Genomic DNA, 20,551 nt, shown 5'->3' on the forward strand with positions numbered 1-20,551 from the left:
GAATTTTATGTTGACGCATAAATCCCTGTTGGAAGCGTACGTCTACGCAAAAGACAAATGCTGTCCTTCGCTGATCCACGACATCTATGAACCGAATGCCGTGCTCAGCATCTCGACCTCGGCCACGGCAGTGGCATTTCCGCCGCTGGTGGTCGGCGCCGACGGCATCGCGCAGACGCTGGTGACCGACTTTGCGAAGCGTTTCACGCAATGCCGCACTTATTACGTGTGCGACGGCATCGAAAATTTCTCCACACGCGACGATCGCATCGAGCAATTGCCGTGGCTGGTGCTGATGCGCGAAGAAGCGACTTCGTCATTGCGCATTGGGCGCGGTTACTACAACTGGAACCTTGGCAAGCATCCGGAAGACCTGTGGCATGCCACCGAAATGCATATCCGCATCGACCACATGATGCTGGTCGCGGACGTCGCCGGCGACCTGCTGCAAACGCTGCAATCGTTCCTTCCTTATCCGTGGCTGCCGCCGCGGGTGCTGGATTCCTCGTTCGGCTTCATCGGGGATTGCAATTCCTCATTCGCGTTTTTAAAAGAGTTTCGCAGCAACAAGTTCGAACTGCCGCGCGAGCGGTTGACGATATAGAAATAGAGCGGGAAGAAAAGAATTGCGATGCGCAGCAGGCGGCAACGCTGCGTGTCCGGAGGTTCTCTTTGAACGCGTCGGGACAACGGCCATTGTCCCGGCGCCGCAGGAGAGCAGGCGCATGCCGGCCAGCAGGAGGGCGCGCACAACACTTGGCCGGTACGCGGTTTATTGGGTTTGATGCAATTTCATCTATCGGGGAGTTTCAATGAAACATAAAGTCTTGGCAGCAGCGGCCTTTGCCGCAGTCGGCATCCAGGCAGTACCTGCGCTCGCGCAGTCGTCGGTTACGATCTACGGTCTGATCGACACCGGCATCGTGGTCGAAAGCGGCGGCGCGGCCGGTCACGTCACCAAACTGACCAGCGGCATCAGCGGCGGTTCGCGCATCGGCTTCAAGGGCACGGAAGACCTGGGTGGCGGCATGTCCGCGCTGTTTCTGCTCGAAACCGGCTTCCAGAACGATACCGGCGCGCTGGGGCAGGGCGGTCTGTTGTTCGGTCGCCAGAGCTATGTCGGTCTGGGCGGCGGCTTCGGTACGGTGACCGCCGGTCGTCAGTACACGCCGCAATACCTGGTGCTGTCGATGGTCGATCCTTTCGGCACCGGTTATGCCGGCGACGCTGCCAACATCATGCCGAATACCGGTAATGGCGCCAGCCGCATGGACAACACCGTCAAGTATGTGACGCCCAACTTCGGCGGCGTCACCGCCGAACTGGCGTACGGCTTCGGCGAGACAGCCGGCAGCACCAATACCGGCAGCCAGATCGGCGCGGCAATCGGTTATGCCAACGGTCCGCTGAATGTCCGTCTGGGGTTTCACGGTCGTAACAACGACACCGCGACGACCGAGACCGGCAGCGCCCGCAGCACGCTCCTGGGCGCGACCTACAATTTCGGTCCGGTCAAGCTGCATGCGGCCTACGGCGTCAACAAGGGCCTCAACAGCTCGCCGCTGCGCAATACCGTCAATCCCTACGGCACCGGCGCGATCGTCGCTTCCACCGACAGCGCCGACATGCTGGTCGGCGTGACGGTACCGTTCGGCGTGTCGCATACCTTCCTCGCGTCTTATATCCGCAAGAACGACAAGACGAGGTTGAATCAGGATGCCGACCAGTTTGCGCTGGGCTATCGCTATGCGTTGTCCAAGCGCACCGACCTGTACGCGATGTATGCGCACATCAGCAACAAGAACGGTGCGCCCTATACCGTCGGCAGTTCGATTGAAGCGGGCAGCGGCAGCAGCGCCTGGAACCTTGGCATCCGCCACATGTTCTAGGCGTTTTTCCGGCTGACGGAAAGCCGGCGCGGCAAGTGGTTCCTGGAAAAACACTTGTCGCTGCCGTCTTCCGTCGACCGGGCCTGATCGCCGACGGCTTTGAGAATCGTTCGCGCTGCCTCGCACTTGGGGGAGAGCGATTCTTTCTTGAGGGGAGCCGCCGGCCAGGCGCACATACAACGACTGGCATGCATTTGCGAATGGCATGAATGAAGGGAGTGGCACATGAAGAAACTGACTCACCTCAACATAGGACAGCGTCTCGGCATCGGTTTCGGCGTCGTCATCCTGCTGATGCTGGGACTGACCGTGATCGGCGTCTACCGCCTCAATCAGATCAACGGCAACATCCGCAGCATCGCCAACGATTTCTATCCGCGCACGGTGATGGCCAATACGGTCAAGGGTGCGCTCGATGAAACCGCGCGCAGCATGCGCAATCTGCTGTTCATGAGCACCGTCGATGAAATCAAGGACGAACTGAACACCATCACGCGCGCCGGCGCGGTCATCGACGAGACGCTCAAGCGCTTCTCCGGCGAGACCAGGTCCAGCGAGGGCAAGCGCATGCTCGACGCTGTCAATACGGCGCGGGCGCAATATACGCCGGTGCTCAACAATTTCCTGGCGGCGGTCAAGGACGGCCAGGTCGAGCAGGCGCGCGATCTGATCCTGCCCGAAATCGCACCTTACCAGGCGGCGTACTTCAAGGCGCTGGACAACCTGATCGCTTTCCAGGGCCGCGGCATGGAACAGGCGGGCCAGGAAGCGGAACGCGTTTCCGGCGCGGCCAGCCTGTTGATGATCGGTATGGCGACGATCGCTTCCTTGCTGGCGGTGCTGGTCGGCTATTCGGTGATGCGGAGCATTACGCGTCCGCTGAACGCCGCGATCAACATCGCCGAGCGCGTTGCCGGCGGCGATCTGTCGGTGCGCGTGGAAAGCACAGCGCAGGATGAAACCGGCAAGTTGCTGGCAGCTTTGCAGGGCATGCGCGACGGGCTGGTCAATGCAGTCACCCAGGTGCGCGACGGCTCCGACGCGATTTCCGTCGCGGCGCGCGAGATTGCCGACGGCAACGCCAACCTGTCTTCACGCACCGAATTGCAAGCCAGCACGCTGGAGGAAACCGCCAGTTCCATGCTGGAGCTGACCGACGCCGTCAACAACAATGCGGAGAATGCGCGCCAAGCCAATCAACTGGTGCTGAACGCTTCGCAAGTCGCGATGCAGGGGGGCAATGTGGTGACTCAGGTGGTCAATACGATGAAGGAGATCAAGGACAGCTCGCGCCAGATCGTCGAGATCATCAGTGTGATCGACGGGATTGCCTTCCAGACCAATATCCTCGCATTGAATGCTGCGGTGGAGGCCGCACGCGCCGGTGAGCAAGGGCGCGGCTTCGCAGTGGTGGCGGCGGAGGTGCGCGGCCTGGCGCAGCGCAGTGCCTCGGCAGCCAAGGAGATCGCCAGCCTGATCCAGAACTCGGTCAAGAAAGTGGACGCCGGCAGCACGCTGGTCGACCAGGCCGGCAACACCATGCAGGACATCGTGCGCAGCGTCAAGCATGTGGCCGACATCATGACCGATATTTCCGCCGCCAGCGACGAGCAAAGCGCCGGCATTCGCCAAGTCAATCACGCCATCGAGCAGATCGACGACATGACCCAGCAGAATTCGGCGCTGGTGGAGCAGGCCGCCGCTGCCGCGCAAAGCATGCACGACCACTCCTTGGCATTGGGACGGGCGGTATCGATTTTCAAGACCGGCGCGCCGGAAGCCAATGCCGTCGTGGCCGAAATAACGACTATTCCGGAAGGAAACAAACGCGGCCTGCTGTCAGGGCGTAGCGGGCGTTTTTCCCGCGTCAAGCGGCTGCCCGGTTGAATTGCCTGCATCGGGTGCCGCACAATGGGTTTTAATATTTTTATGAGTGAACGGCCGCAGCCGCCACCGGTTCGGGGTGATACGCGTCGGGCGTTTCACATGAGGATTTCATATCAGGAAAGTAAACGATGCCGATCGAAAAGAAAAGCATGAAAGCCACCTTCGCCCAACCGGGAAGCGGCAAGGTGCCCATCGTATCCTCATTGCATCTGGCCTCGGGGAGAAGCAAGGAATTGAGCGAGTTCGAGTTTGGCATGATCATCGCGAGCAATGCCTTCAACCGCTGGATGGTGCGCTGCATTTCCGCCGCCGGCATGAAAGACATGACTGCCACGGACGTGCTGGTGTTGCATCACATCAATCATCGCGCGCGCGAAAAAAAGCTGGCCGACATTGCTTTCATCCTCAACATCGAGGACACGCACGTGGTCAACTATTCGCTCAAGAAGCTGCATTCGCTCGGCCTGGTCAACACTGAGCGGCGCGGCAAGGAAGTACTGTATTCCACCAATGAAGCGGGCCAGGAAATCTGCAAGCGTTACTACGATATCCGCGAACAACTGCTGGTGTCGGGCCTGACTGGAGACGAGGCCGAAAGCTTCGAACTGGAAGAACTGGCGCGCTTTCTGCGCATCCTGTCGGGGTTGTACGAACAGGCGGCGCGCTCGGCGACGTCGATGTAAAAATCGGCCGGGGACCGGGCACTCATTGCTGGCGAAAGCAGGGCGCCGGCCCCCATGCCGTTGAGTTGAGTTCAAACGCTTCTTGCCGCCTAGTCAGTCCATCACAACCGTGATCCTGACGAAAGTCAGGACCCAGCGTCGTATCGGACGTTTTCACGGCACCGGGTCCAAATAGGCCTGACTGAACGGCATTGGAGCGGCGGTCCCTGCTTTCCGGATTATTCGTAAGCGTTCGCCAGCTTGTCCGGTAGCGGTGTGTTCAGCCATTTCTTGACCAGCGCGTTGAGTTCGCCCGACTTTTTGGCCTTGGTCAGAATGTCGTTGACCTTGGCTTGCAGTGCCGGTTCGCCCTTGTTCAGGCCGATCACGCAGCGCGATTCCTGGATGGTGTATTTGAAGACCGGCTTGTGGGCCGGATCTTTTTCGCCCAGCGTGATCGCAACGAAATCGCCGGTGCCGATCAACTTGATCTGGCCCGAGACATAGGCGGAAATCAATGTGTTGTTGTCTTCATAGCGCTTGATCACCGTGCTTGCCGGCACGGTTTTGGTCAGCTCGATATCTTCAAACGTGCCGCGCGCCACGCCCACCGTCTGGTTCGCCATGTCGACCGGACCGCTGACTTTGATTTCGGGCGCGCCGAACAGGCTGTTGTTGAACGGTGCATACGGCTGCGAAAAATCCAAAACCTTGTCGCGCTCTGCATTGCGGCCCAGCGTCGAAATCACCAGTTCCACCTTGTGCGTCTGCAGGTAAGGAATACGGTTGGCGCTGGCCACCGGCACCAGTACCGCCTTGGCGCCGAGACCCTTGGCGACGAGTTGCGCCACATCGATATCGAGCCCCTGCAATTGCAGATTGGCGTTGACTGAGCCGTAAGGCTGAAAATCCTGGGGAACTGCGATGCGGACGGTGCCGGACTTGGCGATGTCGGCCAAGGCGTCGGCGTTGGCGCCGGATGCTGCGGCGGCCAGTACGATGGTGGCGCAAAGTGCCAGGAGTTTCGCGAATTTCATTTCTTCCCTCAATGTGGGTGGATGACGGAGCGCACTTCAGGTAACGGCGTGCGCGAAGAGGACAGCAATAAAAAAAACAGGGCGATGCCAGAACAGGAGAACACTGCAAACAACGATTCAAAACAGAAAAACAGAAAAACAGAAAAACAGAAAAACAGAAAAACAGAAAAACAGAAAAACAGAAAAACAGAAAAACAGAAAAACAGAAAAACAGAAAAACAGCGGCATGAATCGCAATGCCGTTAAGTTAAGTTTAAAAAGCTCCTTATCGCATAGTCAGTCCATCACAACTGTCGTCCTGACGAAAGTCAGGACCCAGCGTCGTATAGCACGTCTTCACGACATTGGATCCCAACGTGCACAGGGATGGATGACGGCTGGGAAAACAGGCTTGACTGAACGACATTACAGCATGATTCAGTATAAGCGAAATTCTTCGGAAACCCTTGTAAATACCGGGTGTTGAAACGATCCGCCATGCACCTTTTCAGTGGTGGCACGCTTCGGTCGGGTGCGTCTTCGGCAAGCGATGGAATTATTTGCATCATTTCCGGGCGTTGTAAAAAATGTCGATGGCAACGAAGGCGCAATGCCTGCCCGACCGCATGACTTTTTTTCTCTTTTCTGGCGTCGAATAAATTCCGCCGCGCTGTTGCGATGATCCCCCGCGCTGAAAATCGTGCTGCCGGAGTGGAAAGAGGGATTCGGATGACCGAACAACATGGCTCAGTCAGGCTAGCATTTCTTGGCTCTGTTCCTTGTACCGTCGTCTCCTTAAGATGCAGGCTTGTTCAATCTGCCTTGAAGGAATTTCCATGACCTGCAACGCTACTCCCCTGCGCCACGCCGACGCGCCGGAAGACCTGCGCGCCTGTTTTGCCGTGATGAAGCAATTGCGTCCGCATCTGCGGGACGAGTCGGAATTCCTCGAACGCGTGGCGCGACAGGCGGGCGACGGCTACCGTCTGCTGGCTGAGTGGGAGGACGGCAAAGCGATTGCGCTGGCCGGTTATCGCCTGCAGGAAAACCTGGTCTATGGAAAATTCCTCTACGTCGATGATCTGGTCACCACCGAAGAAGCGCGCGGCCGGCAATGCGGCACGCGACTGCTGGATGCGCTGACCGCAGTCGCCGAGCGGGCCGGCTGCGTCCGGCTGGTGTTGGACACCGGCCTGGCCAATGCGCTGGCGCAGCGTTTCTATTTCCGCCAGGGCATGCTGAGCAGCGCCATGCGTTTCGGCAAGCCGGTCACCCCGCAGGTGGCCTGATCCGTTGTGCGGCACGGACGCGTTGACGCCGGAGTTGCGCGCGGCGTTCGGTTTTCCCGGCGTTTCCGCGCCGACTTTCGTCGATGCCCAGCCGCTGACGTTCGCCGAGGCCGAAGCGCGCGAAGAGGCACCGGCGCGGGCCAAGTCTGAACTGGCAGACGCGGCGCAACGCTGGTTGGATTGATCATCTGTTGAACAGGCTTCACTGAACGGCGTTATCGCCCCGGACAGTCATCGTTGATTGACGCGCCGCTGGCGGACGCCGACATCATTCGCCAAACCATCGGGAATTCCCTGATATCTTTAACAATGTCGCTGTCGTAAGCTTTCTCCATCGCGGAACATACTTAGAATGGAGCTTACAATGAGCGACAATCATAACGACATCTCCCTTGGTTATTGCATCGCCAACTACGCAGTCACCCTCGATATCCTGGCGTTGCTCGTCAAGAAGGATTACCTGACCAGGGATGACGCGCTGGAGTCGGTCCAGCGGGCGCGCAAGCTGGCTAACCTGTCCAGCGGCTATCCTGGCGAACGTGATTATATTTCGGCCGCCAAGGAGTGCATGGAATTGATCGAGCAGGTGTTCCAGGCCGATACGACCAGTCCGGCACTTGCCGGGGCACGTCAGTAAGCGGCGCAGCAGCCGCATGGCCGGATATGGCGCAGTGAATGCTGCGATTTCCATTTTGATGAGGCGGCCGCATGTTGTATGCAGCTTGATGCAACGCAAAGGAGAAACTCTCGAAGCGGGGTATGGTGTGACGCATCGGAATGCATTTGCCAGAGGAGACATCAATGCAGATTCATCGAAGCGGAACATGGTTGCATCTTTCGCGGAAAGAGGTGGGGAAAGCGTCTTTGCTGGCCTCTTTGCTGTTGTCCATTCCGGCATTTTATCTGGCGCTTAACGAGACGCTTTCGCCGTACCACGATGCCGGACGATGGCTCTATGCGGCCGTCACGATACTGATCGGCGTGCATCTCTACGTGTCGCGCCGCAAGGATGCGGGACAGCAGCGTTTCCTCATGGTCGACTTCGTGATTTTTGCCGGTGCGCTGCTCAGCGCGTGGCAGTACGATCCGGCCTGGCATGCTGTCGAGTGGCTGCTGCGTCTCGTGTATTGCGCGATCGTATTCTTGCGTCTTGCCACGTTGCTGGCGCGTCATGTGGCGCCGCACCGTTTGCTGCAAATTGCCGCGCTTGCGTTGTTCCTTCTCGCCGTCGCCGGCGAGGGCTTCTATCTGCTCGAACCGAAAGTGCAGAATTATGCCGACGGCGTGTGGCTGGCGTTTTTGACGGGGGCGACACTGGGATACGGCGACATGGTGCCGTCCACGCCGGCGTCGCGTGTTTTTGCTGTTTTCATCGTGCTGTTGGGATATGCCTTGTTTTCGGTTTTCACCGCCAGCATTTCCGCCATCCTGGTGGGGGAAGACGAAAAGCTGGTGCGCCGTGAATTGCATGCGGACACCAAGTTGCTGCGCGCCGAGATCGCGGCCCTGAGAGCAGAGCTGAAACAAGCTCTGCAATCAGGACAAGGCGGCATCGACAGAAGTGGTTGACGCTTGGGCCTGACAACCATCGATTTGCAAGTGCGAATGTATCTCGCAAATCGATTATTGACAGCCTTAGTGCGAGAACAGTACCGGTATGGTCATGCTGTTAAGGATGGTCTTAGTGACGCCGCCCAGCAGTACCTCGCGGAAGCGCGTGTGGCCGTAGCCGCCCATCACCAGCAGATCGGCGCCGGTGTCGGCGGCCAGCGAGAGCAGAGCATTGCCGACGTCCAGGTCGGTGGGTTCCTGCAGGACGTTGACCTTCACGCCGTGACGCGCCAGATACAGCGCAATGTCCGCACCGGGTTGCTGGCCATGGATATCGAATAGCGCCGAGGGGTTGAATAGCACGACGTTGACGTTGCGCGCTTTTTTCAGGAACGGCAGCGCGTTGGTGATGGCACGTGTGGCTTCCATGCTGCCGTCCCACGCGACCATGATATTGCTGCCGACGTTGTCGAATTTACCGGCATAGGGAATCGTCAATACCGGGCGCGAAGAATTGAGCAGTACATATTCAGGCAGATCGTAGACGTCGCCGGGTTCGCGTTCGGTCGGATCCGTCTGGCTGATCACGACCAAGTCGCTGTAGCGCGCCTGCAGGACCAGCGCTCCGGCCGCGTCGTCTTCCGTGAGGCGGCTTTCGACGGAGGTGACGCCGCGCTGGCGAGCGGTTTCTTCAAACTGTTTCAGGTCAAGCTGGGCGCGTTCGCGCAAGGTGTCGATGACCGATGCGATGAAGACCACGCCGTCAGGATAGATGAAGCGCGAGATGCCGGTCATGGCGGCGCCGATCAGATGTGCGTCGAAGGTGAAGGCGAGTTCCGAGGCTAATCTGATGCGCGCGGCGGCGTGCGTGGATTCATCGACGTGTACGAGTATGGTTTTGTAAGTCATGGATGCACCTTGCAGGTTTAGTGTTGTATGGAAGACCGATGCGCAACTGCCGATCAGCGCCAGTCATCAACATAGCACTGCGAAAAAGACAGCGGCTTGATGTATGTCAAGCAAAGCAACGCCGCGCTGCGAAGCCGGCCGCGGCGCAGCGCGCCGCGAATGAAAGCGTACGTAATCTTGTTCTGGATCAAGTTGGCGTTTTGTAAAAATCCAACAAAAGATGCGGGGTATGTTAATAGCTGATTTGGATCAGGTTGCCGGATGGCCGTTTTCAGTACGATGAAACTGCCAGATTTTTTACTTTCTCTTGCCTTGAAAATGTCATTCAAAAAACAAACTTCCGTCCTCGTGCTCGCCAAAGCCGTCGTGGTTTTCGCCTGTGTGCTTTTTGTCGTTCTTGCCGCATGGAATGATTGGCAAGCGCGCGAGGAGCAATTGAAGGAGGCGCAAAGCACAATCCACAATATCGCGCTGGCGCTGGCCCGGCATGCCGAGGACACTTTCAAGGAAGCCGACACGACACTGATCTTTCTGGCGGATCGGCTGGGACATGACGGCCGCAATCCCAAAGCATTGCTGAAGCTGGAAAAGCTGTTGTCGAGCCAGGTCGCCGAGCTGCCGCAGTTGCAAGCTCTGTTCGTCATCGACAGGGAAGGTAACTGGCTGATCAACTCCACCCGTCAAAACGTCGCGGTTGCAACCAGCCGCGACCGCGAATATTTCATTTATCACCGCGATCATGACGATTTGGCGCCGCATATCAGTATGCCGGTCAGGAGTCGCGCCAACGGCGAATGGATCGTTACGATTTCGCGGCGCGTCAACGCCGACGATGGCAGCTTCGACGGCGTCGTCATGGCGGCCATCCGGATTGCCTATTTCAGCAAGTTTTACGAGAGCTTCGATCTCGGCAAGGCGGGCGCCGTGATTCTTGCCAGCAACAGCGGTACGCTGCTGGTGCGGCATCCCCTGTTGAGCGACTCCATCGGTAAAAGCCTCGTGGACGCGGCGATATTCCGCGACTACGCCGCCGTCCGGTCGAGCGGCACGGCGTATATTCGCTCGTCGCAGGACGGCGTCGACAGAATCAACAGCTATCGCCATCTGGAGCGCTATCCGCTGTTCGTCTCCGCCGCGCTGTCGAAAAAGGAAGTGCTTGCGAACTGGAGGTCGGATGTTGTGTTGCACCTGACCGGTCTGGTCATTCTGCTGGCGATACTCGGTTGGCTGGGCGTTCGCTTGGTGAGGCAGATACAGTGGCGGCTCGATGCGGAAAACGAAGCGAACCGGACGCGCGAGCATGTCGAATACCTGAACCAGGCGCTGCAAAACCTGGCCATGCAGGACGGCCTCACCGGCCTGGCCAACCGCCGCTGTTTCGATGAAGAGATGAACCGGGCCTTGCGCCGGTGTGCGCGTGATCGGAGGTCGTTGGCACTGATCATGTTCGACGTGGACTTTTTCAAGCGCTACAACGATACCTACGGCCATCTTGCCGGCGATGAATGCCTGCGCCAACTGTCCGCCGTCATCAAACGCGCGCAGAAACGCCCTGGCGATCTGGCTGCGCGCTACGGCGGGGAAGAACTGGTCGTCATGTTGCCTGAATGCGATCGGGCGGATGCGGTCAGGATTGCCGAAGAAGTGCTGGCCGCCGTGTGCGACCTGCGCCTGCCGCATACGGGCAATCCGAATGGCATCGTCACGATCAGTGCAGGCGTCGCGGATATCGCCGTGGTTGGCGAAGGGGACAGCGCGGAACTGCTTATCGGCAAGGCCGACAAGGCCCTGTATCAGGCAAAAGCCGCCGGCAGAAATTGTGCTCGCCATTACGACGAGTGATTTGAGTCGCCATCAGGGTAAGGTCGCTCTGAATTGGAAGGAAGATAAAACGTCTTGACTTAGTAATTTCTAAGATATATCTTAGTAAGCATATTAACTAAGAAAGGATAATCATGTTTGGACGTTTTATCGGTGGTCATCATGGCCCCACGCATCATCGTCACGAGCGCCCGCATCATGGCGGCGGCCTGTTTGAAGAGCGCGGTCGCGGCAGGGAAGGCGGACGCGGTCCGCGCATGTTCGAGCAAGGCAGCCTGCGCCTGGTGATCCTGCATCTGCTGCGGGGCAAGCCGCGCCACGGCTATGAAGTCATCAAGGCCATCGAGCAACTGGTAGGGGGCGATTACAGCCCGAGTCCGGGCGTCATTTATCCGACGCTGACCTTGCTGGAAGAGTTGGGTTACGCTGCAGTGGAAGCGGAAAGCGGCGGCAAGAAGCTGTATTGCGTTACCGAAGCAGGCGTCGCTTTCCTCGATGAAAACAAGGAAGCGCTCGACATCATCCTGAAGCGCCTGGAAATCCATCAGCGTTCCAGCGGAACCGAAAAGCCGGAACTGCGCCGGGCAGTCCAGAATTTCAAGATGGCCTTGCACACCCGGTTGGGCAAGGGCGAACTTGACCGCGAGCAATTGCACGCGATCATCGACATCATCGACCGCGCCGCCGTCGCCATCGAGCGCACTTGATGCAGGCAGCATCAGCAAAAGGATCAGCAATGAGAGAACATCGCTATCGCATCATCGTGGAACATCTGGCGACGGCGTCGGAAGGGCAGGAGCAGCACGCGCCGCTGCGATTCGATACCGGCAACCACGACGACATCTTCGGCATCGTCGAAAAAATCCGCAGCAAGCAGCAGTTCGACGCCGATACCAGCGCGGCACTGGCGCTGGGTCTGAAGCTGTTCACGGAAGTCATGCTGAAGAACCGCAAGCATCCTCTGTTCGAAGAGATCAACCAGCCGATGCGCGATTTCATCGGCAAGCTGAAGTCGCTGCCGATGGCGCAAGGGGCGTTGCAGCAGTAAGGCGACGCAGTAAAGTGGCTCAGTGAGGCAGATTATCGGTGCTTTTATCGACTCTTTCTCAGCGTCGTTCTGGAGCGATCGTTTCGGCGTAGTCGTATAAGGCCCCGAGAATTTCCTCGCCGCGTTCGTCGACGTTTTCCGACAACTGGTCGATCTGCTCGAACAATCCGTCCAGCGTACGCGCTCCGCCTTCGCCGTCGAACAGGCGGGCGGCGCGATGTTCTTCCCAACGCTGCGCTTCTTCCGGCGAGAGGGTCTCCGGAAAATTGCGCGCGCGGTAGCGGAACAGCAATTCTTCCAGCCGCGCATCGTCGAAACTGATGCGCGCTGCGGCCAGTTGTTGCGGCGTCAACGCGCGCAATTGCGTCAATTGGCGGCGGTCGTTGTTGCCGACGAAGCCGCCGTACAAATCTTCATCCACATCCGGCGTCGCTTCCTTGGGACGCTGGAATACCTTGGCCCAGATCGCGCCCATTTCCGGCAGCGCGGCGGCGGCGGCCGCGTTTTGCAAAGCGGCGTCGATATCGAGGCCGAGTTCGGCAGCGCGCTCGGCGGCCAAGGTTTTCAGGCTGGCGATCACCATCGGCGATTTGTTCAGGTGGATGATTTTGACCGGCAGGCGCGACACGCCTTCGGGCAGGTCTTCAGTTTTGCTGAACATGCGCGTGCGGATCGCGTCGACGTCCAGTCCCGCGAGTTCGCGAGGATCGCGGCTCAGGTCCCAGGCTATCACTTCATTCTTGTTGGTCGGATGCGTGCCCAGCGGCCACATCACCGCCAGGCAGCCTTGCGCGGCGGGGAACATGCCCGACACATGCAGGAAGGGTTTCGCCACGGGCAAACCGATTTCGGCGGCGACGCGGTCTTTTTTGTGGAGCGCCAGGCAGAAGTCGAACAGGCGCGGCTGCTTTTCCTTGATCAGGCGGGCGAAGGCGATGGTCGCGCGCACGTCGGACAGGGCGTCGTGGGCGGCTTCGTGCAGCAGGCCGTTGGCTTTGCTCAGGTGTTCGAGCTTGAAACTCGGCGTGACGCCATCTTCCTTTTTAGGCCATTCGATGCCGCCGGGACGCAGCGCGTAGGTAGTGCGCACGACGTCGAGCAAGTCCCAACGCCCGCAATTGTTTTGCCATTCGCGCGCATACGGATCGATCAGGTTGCGCCAGAACATGAAGCGCGTGATCTCGTCATCGAAACGGATGGTGTTGTAGCCGACGCCGATGGTGCCCGGTTCTGACATGGCTTGCTCTATCTGCGCGGCGAACTGGTATTCGGGGATGCCGCGCTCGAGGCAGACCTGCGGCGTGATGCCGGTGATCAGGCAGGATTGCGGATCGGGCACGAAGTCGGGCGCCGGCTTGCAGTAGACCATGATCGGATCGCCGATTTCGTTGAGATCGGCGTCGGTGCGGATAGCCGCGAACTGGGCAGGGCGGTCGCGGCGCGCCTGGGCGCCGAAGGTTTCGTAGTCGTGCCAGAGGAAAGTGTGAGTGGACATCGGGATAGTGACGGTTCGGTGGTTGCTGCAAGGAGGTGCCGGCCGGGGGCGGCCATGCTTTCGCGATTTTAACCGATGGGCTGGATCTGCCCTGTCCGTCTATCGGACTATTGCGCTATTGGACCAGGCGTTGTTCGTTCTTGTCGAGGATGAGGTGCAGGTTCTTTTGCAGATCGCCCTGGTGCATGCCGGTGCTGTTGCCGTTGTTGCCGCCGTACTCGATATTGTCGATCACCCAGCCGCGCGCGTCGCGGGTCAGCGCGATGCGGTCGACGGTCTTGACAGGCGATTGCAGCTTGGCGTCGCTATAAATCAGTTCGACCGAACAGACGCCGTTGCTGTCACTGACTTCACAGCCCAGCAAGCGATAAGTCGAGGCGCCTTTGGGATGGGTGGTGAACAGATCGCCGTCGACCAGCGGCGGCGTCTGGCTATCGGTCTGGGCCAAGTGGGCCTCTTCTGCGACCGAGACGTCCTTGAGCAGGTCGAACAGCCGCACTGAGAAGAAATGGCGGAACGTGATCAGTTCTTTGAGCGACAGCGCGCCGCTGGGGTGACTCGACTGATGGGTCTGATAGAAACTGTTGACCAGATCCTTGGCTTCCTGCTCGCGGCTGGCGCTGCACGCGGCCGCCACGAGGGCGACAGCAAGAATCATTATTTTGCCGAATTGCTTCACGACTTTTTCTCCCCGGCGTTTATTTTATCGCTGTATTGTCATTTCGTTATTTTTCCGTGCATTTGCTGCCGGGAAACGTATGCGCATGATAAATCAAACCGTACCGTTTGCGCGAGTGCGCACCTGCCGCCGTACCGCAAGAACGGTACGTCGCCTTGCATGGAAGTTATCGGAAGAAGGATGGCATTTCTTCAGTGTGCGCTGCAGAAATGCCTGAGGCGGGGTTCAGTTGTACTCGTTGACGATGCTGCTCAGCGTATCACTCAGATATTCCCGTTGCGAGGACTGGCCGCTGCCGAGGAATTCGATGTCGTCGATGCGCCACTGGTTGTTTTCCTTGACCAGCAACAGTTTGTCCTTCCACTTTTCGTCGTCGCCGCCATTGCCGCCGGCATGGGTGAACCTGACGTGGCAGGAGGCACGGTTGTCTTCGCTCTCGCAACTGTCCAGCTTGAACGATGTCGCGCCCTCGAACAGCGACGTGAACAGGTCGCCGTCGATCAGCGGCGGTACCGGCTCGGTGGCGGCGGCATGGTATTTGGCCTCGGTTTCCGATGCCTGGCTCAGCAGCTTGAACAGTGCCTGCGAAACAAACGGCTGCAATTGCTTGAGTTCATCGGCGCCGGGGATGCCGGGGCTATGCGTCTTCAGGTGTTGCTGGTAAAAACCGGAAATCACTTGCTCCTGCGAACGCGTGTCGTCCGGCGGTTCGCCGCAGGCAGCCGCGAAGGCGACCGTGGAGAGCGCGGCGAGGCGGGTAAAAATTTTCATTCGGTCCGGTCCGGGTAAATCGATGTTGCGTATTTCATTGCGAATCTGACCCGGCGTTGCGATAAAAGCGGCGCTGTCGGGCTTCGGTTGGCGGGTGCGCCACGTGTTTCCTTATCATGCAAGTTGCATTGCGGCATCGTCATTGCAGCAGAATCGCTTGCTGCAATGACCGGATGATGACAAGACGATGTCGACATCACTTTGCCGATTCGGTCAGCAACGCGAAATGTTCGACGTGCGGCGCGCCGGCGAAGAAGGGGCCGACGATGCCGCGCCATTCGGTAAAGGCTGGCGATTCGCGGAAGTCGACGGTATGGTTCTCTAGCGTGGCCCAGTGCACCATCAGCAGATAGCGCTCTGGCGCTTCGATGCCTTTTTGCACCTTGTGGCCGAGATAGCCTTTGGCCTTGGAAATGGTTTGCGCGATGCCGCGCTGGATGGCTTCGTCGAATTCAGCCTGTTTGCCCGGTTGGATGCGGATGTCGGCAAGTTCCAGAATCATTGTTGTCTCCGTTTGATAAGGGGAAGCGGGGCTTGATTATCACATTTTCCCGGCGGCATCGCGTGACCCTGCTCAATCGACCGCATGAAAAGACCTCAAGCAAAAGCTGTACTTTGCCTCGCGGGCGGCTATGCTGAGGTTAACTAAGCCGGCAACCGCCGTCAGCGGCGGCGGTTTTGTTCTTGACGAGGAGACGATCATGTTAGGCAGGCAAAGGCTTTACTTCATGCTGCCGGATATTCCCAGTGCGCGCAGCATGCTCGATGAATTATTGCTGGCGCGCATCGAGATTCGGCGCATGCATTTCTGGGCGCGCGACGGCGAGTTGCCAGACGACATGCCGGACGCGAATTTTTTCCACAAGACCGATCTTACGCACGGCGCCGAAATGGGATTGCTGGCCGGCGGGCTGATCGGGCTGCTGGGAGGCATCTGGCTGATGGTGTTTCCGCCCGACTGGGTCCAGCTCAACATGTTGACCGTGCTGGTCACAACGGTCGTTGGCGCGGTGCTGGGTAGCTGGATGTCGGGGATGGCGGCTGCGGCGATTCCCAATTCGCGGCTGAAAAATTTTCATGAAGACATTGCACGCGGCAAGGTGTTGCTGTTGGTTGACGTGCCGTTCAAGCGGATTGAAGAGATCGAGGATCTGGTTGCCAGCCGCCATCCCGAAGCCATGTTCGGCGGCGTTGAACCGCATATCCCGGTATTCCCGTGACAAGTCGGTCCGCCGTCAATAAACGCACCGCCGGCCGGTGCGTTTTTTTATGCACGAGACGGACTGAAAACGAGGCCAAATTGGGGCGGCCGGGCGTTAGTTGCGGGAAATCTGCACCGCGACAAAGCAGGCATTCAGGAGCGCGTAAATTTTTTATCTTTTTCGGCGATTTCCGGCCTGCGGGCAATTGTCATTTGCACGTCGCCTCAATACACTAGCTCCCGGTCATTCAATAACAAGGCGCATCACGGATTCCGGTTGATGCGCCATATAACACTCGGAAGGAAATTCATGGCGGGCTCCTATTTCCCACAATGGCGCGTGCGCAGCAGCACGTCGGATGGACAAGGGCAGGTTATTGCAACCGATGAACGGCTGCCGATGCCGCAGACGGTCGCCATGGGCGTGCAGCACGTGGTGGCGATGTTCGGTTCGACCGTGCTGGCGCCGTTGCTGATGGGCTTCGATCCCAATCTTGCGATCCTGATGTCGGGCGTCGGCACCTTGCTGTTTTTCGTTCTGGTCGGTGGACGGGTGCCGAGCTATCTCGGTTCCAGCTTCGCTTTCATCGGCCTGGTCATCGCCGTCACGGGCTATGCCGGACATGGCCCGAACGCCAACCTCGGCGTGGCGCTGGGCGGCATCGTTGCCTGCGGCGTGGTGTATACATTGATCGGTTTCCTGGTCAGCGCCATCGGCACGCGCTGGATCGAGAGCCTGATGCCGCCGGTGGTCACCGGCGCGGTGGTTGCGGTGATCGGCCTGAACCTGGCGCCGATCGCGGTCAAAGGCGTGACGGGCAACAACTTCGATGCCTGGATGGCGCTCGGCACGGTGCTGTGCGTGGGATTGGTGGCGGTGTTCACGCGCGGCATGCTGCAGCGCCTGCTGATTCTGATCGGCTTGCTGCTGGCGTATGTGATTTACGCCATCCTGACCAACGGCGCCGGCCTCGGCAAGCCGATCGATTTCAGCGGCGTTGCCAATGCGGCATGGTTCGGCATCCCGACTTTCGCGTCGCCGGTATTCAGGATGGATGCGATGGCCTTGCTGGCGCCGATCGCCGTCATCCTGGTGGCGGAGAATCTCGGACACATCAAGGCGGTCAGCGCCATGACCGGCCAGAATCTCGACAAGTACATGGGCCGCGCCTTCATCGGCGACGGCCTGGCGACGATCCTGTCGGGCAGCATGGGCGGCACCGGCGTGACGACCTATGCGGAAAACATCGGCGTCATGGCAGTCACCAAGATCTATTCGACGCTGGTGTTCGTGGTGGCGGCGGTGATCGCGATCGTGCTGGGATTTTCTCCGAAGTTCGGCGCGGTCATCCTGACGATCCCCGGCGCGGTGCTGGGCGGCGTGTCGATTGTAGTGTTCGGCCTGATCACCGTTTCGGGCGCGCGCATCTGGGTCGAGAACAAGGTCGACTTCTCCGACAACACCAACCTGATTGTGGCGGCTGCGACGCTGGTGCTGGGCGCCGGCGACTTCACGCTGAGACTGGGCGGTTTTGCGCTGGGCGGCATCGGCACCGCCACTTTCGGCGCGATCATTTTGTATGCCCTGCTGAAAAAGCGCGGATGAAATCCTGTCGAAATAAAAACGCGGCCACCCGGGCCTGATGTCTTTCGGTTAAGCCTGTTTTCCCAACGGTCGTCCCGGCGTGCGCTGGGCCCCAGTGTCGTGAAGACGTCCGATACGACGCTGGGTCCTGACTTTCGTCAGGACGACAGTTGTGATGGACTGACAAGCTTTTAAACTTGACTGAACGGCATCAGGCCCGGGTAGCCGCGTTTTTTATGCAAAATTTAACCGATATATTCTTCCGGATTTGTCAAATTTCCATTGAGCAATTTTTGCGAACTTACTATACTCGTGCGTGGCAATTGCTCGGCATCGGCAACAGACTCGGGAAGGGGACTGTGATGCACATGGAGAGTTGCCAGTCTGCCGACCGCGGCTTATTACTCAAACAACAGGAAAATGCCGTATGAAGATATCCCTGAAACACTCCCTGGCGCTGTTGTGCATCGCGGCGCCATTGCTGGCGGGTTGCGACGCGATGGCAGGAAAGAAGGATTATGCCTATTTCCGCCAACATCTGGATGAAGCGAAATCGGTTGCCGACCAATGTCAGTTGAACGGCACCTCGGGCATGTCCAAGGCGCAAATCGCGCAATGCGACGCCGCGCGCGACGCCTACTCCAACCGCAATTACGCTTATTGATCGCCGTCCGGCCGGGGCAACAGGGGCAGGGATGACGTACCGCCCGCCGGGTTTGTCACAAAATTGTCAAAGTCGGCCGGTAAAATCCAGCATTTCCATGTTGACTGCGCTGCGCCATGCATAATCCCCCGGACACGCCTCAGGCCTTGCATCTGCTGTACGAGCCTGCGGGGTTCATTTGCGCGTTCCGTTTCGACGATGGCCACGCCACCCAACTGAAGTGGCATGAAGTCCTTGCCAACAAGATTCCTTTTCCGTCGTTCACCTGGCTGCACGTCAAGACGGCAGACGTCAAGGTGCGCCACTGGATGGAAACCAGTGACGATATTCCCGAACACATCAGCGAATTCCTGCTCAGCAGCGATACGCATCCCTGCCTGCATACCACCGCCAACGGCTTCTACGGCACGCTGGCCGACATCAAGATGGAGATCGGCGACACCGGCACCGAAAAGGGCGCGCTGCATTTTTTCCTCGACAGCAACCGCCTGCTGACGCTGCGCACCCAGCCGCTATGTTCGACCAACATGCTGCGCCAGAAGGTGCTCGACGGCGCTTCGTTCGACAATACGATGGATCTGTTTGCCGAATTGCTACGCTGCCTGGCCGATGGTTTTGATGCGCGCGTGGCGCAACTCAACGACAAGGTCGACGACATCGAAGAGTCGGTGCTGTCGGATCGCCGTCCGGAAGACCGCAGCGAACTCAGCGCGATCCGCCGCCAACTGGCCGAACTGCGCCGCCACATCACGCCTGAGCGTCGGCTGTTGAGCCAGCTTAACCGCCTGCGTCCGGCATGGGTGCCGACGGCCGCGCTGGAAGATCTGGATCACGCGCTGGATGAATTGAACGAATTGCACCTGACCCTGGAGGCGCTGTACGAACGCGCCAAGCTGCTGCAGGAAGAAATTGCGTCGCAGATGTCCGAGCAGATGAACCGCAACCTGATGGCCTTGTCCATTCTCACTGCTTTGCTGATGCCGGCGACGCTGGTGTCGGGTATTTTCGGCATGAATGTGGCCGGCTTGCCGGGTCTGCACGACGAGGCCTCGTTCATGATGGTGATGTGGGTGATGGGCGGACTCGGCGTCGCTACCGTGGGCTTGCTGAAATGGTTGAAGATATGGTGATGCCGCATGTTCCCGCGCAATAAAGAGCGCGGAAAAAACGCCCGGCATTTACCGGGCGTTTTTCATTGGCGGTCAGGGACGCAAGATCAATATGTGCCGATGTAATCGCTCTTGCCGATCTCTACGCCATTGTGGCGGAAGATGTCGTAAGCGGTGGTCACATGGAAGAAAAAGTGCTGCAGGCCGTAGTGCAGCAGATAGGCCTCGCCTGTGAAGCGCTTCTCTTTCGGCGTGCCGGGACGCAGCACGATTTCGCGGTTCTCGGCGCCTTCGAACTGTTCCGGCTTGAGGCCGTCGATGAATGCCAGCGTTTTGTCCAGGCGCGCCTGCAGATCGGCGAAGCCGGCTTCGTTGTCTTCGTAAGGAGGAACGTCGACGTTGGCCAGACGCGCCGGCACACCCTTGGCGAAATCGGCGGCGATCTGCACCTGGCGGGTCAGGTTGAGCATGTCGGGAAACAGGCGCGCTTTGAGGAAAGCATCGGCATCGATGTTCTTGGCGGTTGCATGCGCTTCGGCTTTTTTGAGGATGTCCTTGAGGCTGTTGAGCGCCTGTTTGAAGACAGGCACCGAAGCGGCGTAAAAAGAGATGGTCATGTGTTTCCTTTGGTGGGAGTGGTTGGCACGCGTTGGCGCGCGCCTGGTTATTGTTGGTATTCGATTTCCAGCGGACGGAATTTGGAGTACAGCCACAATCCGCAGGCGAACAGCGTGCCGAGGAAGCCGGTGAAAATCAGCGCCAGCATGATGCCGACGAAGGGCGAGGCGATCAGGCCCATCAGGCCGGTCAGGTGCTGGCCGTTCCAGACGATGGTCTCGGCCCCGAAGAAGGCGAACAAGCCCATCAGTACAGACAGCGGCACCATCGAAAAGCCGGAGGCGATGGCCAGTATCTTGTAGACCGTGCCGAACGAGAAGCGCTTGATTTTCAGTGTTTCAAACATCATTGACTCGC

Annotated in this window: 25 protein-coding genes; 16 read left to right on the top strand and 9 right to left on the bottom strand. The window is 58.8% G+C overall.

Features of this window, described 5'->3' with window-relative positions; translation table 11 throughout:
• The first annotated feature begins 7 nt into the window (after positions 1-7).
• The 4 genes from RV1423_RS15805 to RV1423_RS15825 all read left to right on the top strand — a co-directional run bounded on the left by RV1423_RS15805 (position 8) and on the right by RV1423_RS15825 (position 4,459).
• Entirely contained in the window at positions 8-604 is a 597-nt protein-coding gene (locus tag RV1423_RS15805; protein WP_034298360.1) for a hypothetical protein, read from the top strand.
• Positions 605-812: 208 nt separating this feature from the next.
• A complete protein-coding gene (locus RV1423_RS15810; RefSeq protein WP_034298361.1) occupies positions 813-1,889 on the top strand; it encodes a porin in 1,077 nt (358 codons plus the stop codon).
• 225 nt (positions 1,890-2,114) lie between these two features.
• Complete coding sequence (locus tag RV1423_RS15820; protein ID WP_034298363.1) at positions 2,115-3,776, top strand: methyl-accepting chemotaxis protein; 1,662 nt, start codon at positions 2,115-2,117, stop codon at positions 3,774-3,776.
• Between the two features lie 128 nt (positions 3,777-3,904).
• A complete protein-coding gene (locus tag RV1423_RS15825) occupies positions 3,905-4,459 on the top strand; it encodes a winged helix DNA-binding protein (RefSeq protein ID WP_034298364.1) in 555 nt (184 codons plus the stop codon).
• Between the two features lie 218 nt (positions 4,460-4,677).
• Here RV1423_RS15825 and RV1423_RS15830 read toward each other — a convergent pair whose 3' ends face one another.
• Positions 4,678-5,475 (bottom strand): transporter substrate-binding domain-containing protein, encoded by a 798-nt coding sequence (locus RV1423_RS15830; RefSeq protein ID WP_034298365.1) that lies wholly within the window; start codon positions 5,473-5,475, stop codon positions 4,678-4,680.
• Between the two features lie 21 nt (positions 5,476-5,496).
• Between RV1423_RS15830 and RV1423_RS29865 the strand changes: the two genes are divergently transcribed.
• The 5 genes from RV1423_RS29865 to RV1423_RS28570 all read left to right on the top strand — a co-directional run bounded on the left by RV1423_RS29865 (position 5,497) and on the right by RV1423_RS28570 (position 8,312).
• A complete protein-coding gene (locus RV1423_RS29865) occupies positions 5,497-5,721 on the top strand; it encodes a hypothetical protein (protein WP_155835125.1) in 225 nt (74 codons plus the stop codon).
• Between the two features lie 569 nt (positions 5,722-6,290).
• On the top strand, positions 6,291-6,743 hold the full coding sequence (locus RV1423_RS15835; protein WP_034298366.1) for a GNAT family N-acetyltransferase: 453 nt from the start codon (positions 6,291-6,293) through the stop codon (positions 6,741-6,743).
• A gap of 4 nt (positions 6,744-6,747) precedes the next feature.
• Entirely contained in the window at positions 6,748-6,927 is a 180-nt protein-coding gene (locus RV1423_RS15840) for a hypothetical protein (RefSeq protein ID WP_034298367.1), read from the top strand.
• Positions 6,928-7,107: 180 nt separating this feature from the next.
• The gene (locus RV1423_RS15845) at positions 7,108-7,380 is read left to right on the top strand and encodes a hypothetical protein (protein ID WP_034298368.1); all 273 of its coding nucleotides are present in this window, start codon (positions 7,108-7,110) and stop codon (positions 7,378-7,380) included.
• A gap of 227 nt (positions 7,381-7,607) precedes the next feature.
• Entirely contained in the window at positions 7,608-8,312 is a 705-nt protein-coding gene (locus RV1423_RS28570) for a potassium channel family protein (protein ID WP_051516708.1), read from the top strand.
• A gap of 66 nt (positions 8,313-8,378) precedes the next feature.
• Here RV1423_RS28570 and RV1423_RS15855 read toward each other — a convergent pair whose 3' ends face one another.
• Together RV1423_RS15855 and RV1423_RS29870 are read right to left on the bottom strand one after the other, a co-directional pair.
• Positions 8,379-9,203 (bottom strand): universal stress protein, encoded by an 825-nt coding sequence (locus RV1423_RS15855; RefSeq protein WP_034298369.1) that lies wholly within the window; start codon positions 9,201-9,203, stop codon positions 8,379-8,381.
• Positions 9,204-9,256: 53 nt separating this feature from the next.
• Positions 9,257-9,532 carry a hypothetical protein gene (locus tag RV1423_RS29870; RefSeq protein ID WP_155835126.1) on the bottom strand — a complete coding sequence of 92 codons (276 nt, stop codon included), beginning with the start codon at positions 9,530-9,532 and terminating at the stop codon, positions 9,257-9,259.
• Between RV1423_RS29870 and RV1423_RS15860 the strand changes: the two genes are divergently transcribed.
• The 3 genes from RV1423_RS15860 to RV1423_RS15870 all read left to right on the top strand — a co-directional run bounded on the left by RV1423_RS15860 (position 9,522) and on the right by RV1423_RS15870 (position 12,072).
• The gene (locus RV1423_RS15860) at positions 9,522-11,045 is read left to right on the top strand and encodes a sensor domain-containing diguanylate cyclase (RefSeq protein WP_051516709.1); all 1,524 of its coding nucleotides are present in this window, start codon (positions 9,522-9,524) and stop codon (positions 11,043-11,045) included. The two genes, RV1423_RS29870 and RV1423_RS15860, sit on opposite strands and share 11 nt — an antisense overlap.
• Before the next feature lie 113 nt (positions 11,046-11,158).
• The gene (locus RV1423_RS15865; protein ID WP_034298370.1) at positions 11,159-11,731 is read left to right on the top strand and encodes a PadR family transcriptional regulator; all 573 of its coding nucleotides are present in this window, start codon (positions 11,159-11,161) and stop codon (positions 11,729-11,731) included.
• 29 nt (positions 11,732-11,760) lie between these two features.
• Positions 11,761-12,072 carry a DUF3861 domain-containing protein gene (locus RV1423_RS15870; protein WP_034298371.1) on the top strand — a complete coding sequence of 104 codons (312 nt, stop codon included), beginning with the start codon at positions 11,761-11,763 and terminating at the stop codon, positions 12,070-12,072.
• 58 nt (positions 12,073-12,130) lie between these two features.
• Here the strand turns inward: RV1423_RS15870 and sbcB are convergent, their stop codons facing one another.
• From sbcB to RV1423_RS15890, 4 genes are all read right to left on the bottom strand, one after another.
• The gene (sbcB, locus tag RV1423_RS15875) at positions 12,131-13,567 is read right to left on the bottom strand and encodes an exodeoxyribonuclease I (RefSeq protein WP_034298372.1); all 1,437 of its coding nucleotides are present in this window, start codon (positions 13,565-13,567) and stop codon (positions 12,131-12,133) included.
• Between the two features lie 115 nt (positions 13,568-13,682).
• A complete protein-coding gene (locus RV1423_RS15880; protein ID WP_034298373.1) occupies positions 13,683-14,246 on the bottom strand; it encodes a hypothetical protein in 564 nt (187 codons plus the stop codon).
• Positions 14,247-14,471: 225 nt separating this feature from the next.
• A complete protein-coding gene (locus RV1423_RS15885; RefSeq protein WP_034298374.1) occupies positions 14,472-15,017 on the bottom strand; it encodes a DUF3828 domain-containing protein in 546 nt (181 codons plus the stop codon).
• Positions 15,018-15,213: 196 nt separating this feature from the next.
• A complete protein-coding gene (locus RV1423_RS15890; RefSeq protein WP_034298375.1) occupies positions 15,214-15,519 on the bottom strand; it encodes an antibiotic biosynthesis monooxygenase in 306 nt (101 codons plus the stop codon).
• Between the two features lie 199 nt (positions 15,520-15,718).
• On the opposite strand from RV1423_RS15890, the gene RV1423_RS15895 reads away from it, so the two are divergent.
• From RV1423_RS15895 to RV1423_RS15915, 4 genes are all read left to right on the top strand, one after another.
• Positions 15,719-16,237: a hypothetical protein gene (locus RV1423_RS15895; protein ID WP_034298376.1), complete on the top strand. Its 519-nt coding sequence runs from the start codon at positions 15,719-15,721 to the stop codon at positions 16,235-16,237.
• A gap of 291 nt (positions 16,238-16,528) precedes the next feature.
• Positions 16,529-17,824: a solute carrier family 23 protein gene (locus RV1423_RS15900; RefSeq protein WP_034298377.1), complete on the top strand. Its 1,296-nt coding sequence runs from the start codon at positions 16,529-16,531 to the stop codon at positions 17,822-17,824.
• A gap of 406 nt (positions 17,825-18,230) precedes the next feature.
• Positions 18,231-18,467: an EexN family lipoprotein gene (locus tag RV1423_RS15910; RefSeq protein WP_034298379.1), complete on the top strand. Its 237-nt coding sequence runs from the start codon at positions 18,231-18,233 to the stop codon at positions 18,465-18,467.
• Positions 18,468-18,583: 116 nt separating this feature from the next.
• Positions 18,584-19,597 (top strand): transporter, encoded by a 1,014-nt coding sequence (locus RV1423_RS15915; protein WP_034298380.1) that lies wholly within the window; start codon positions 18,584-18,586, stop codon positions 19,595-19,597.
• Positions 19,598-19,683: 86 nt separating this feature from the next.
• Here RV1423_RS15915 and RV1423_RS15920 read toward each other — a convergent pair whose 3' ends face one another.
• Together RV1423_RS15920 and RV1423_RS15925 are read right to left on the bottom strand one after the other, a co-directional pair.
• A complete protein-coding gene (locus RV1423_RS15920) occupies positions 19,684-20,193 on the bottom strand; it encodes a DUF1993 family protein (protein WP_034298381.1) in 510 nt (169 codons plus the stop codon).
• Between the two features lie 47 nt (positions 20,194-20,240).
• Positions 20,241-20,543 carry a hypothetical protein gene (locus tag RV1423_RS15925; protein WP_051516711.1) on the bottom strand — a complete coding sequence of 101 codons (303 nt, stop codon included), beginning with the start codon at positions 20,541-20,543 and terminating at the stop codon, positions 20,241-20,243.
• Positions 20,544-20,551: the final 8 nt, after the last annotated feature.

The organism is Herbaspirillum sp. RV1423 (assembly GCF_000577615.1).
GTDB lineage: Bacteria > Pseudomonadota > Gammaproteobacteria > Burkholderiales > Burkholderiaceae_D > Herbaspirillum.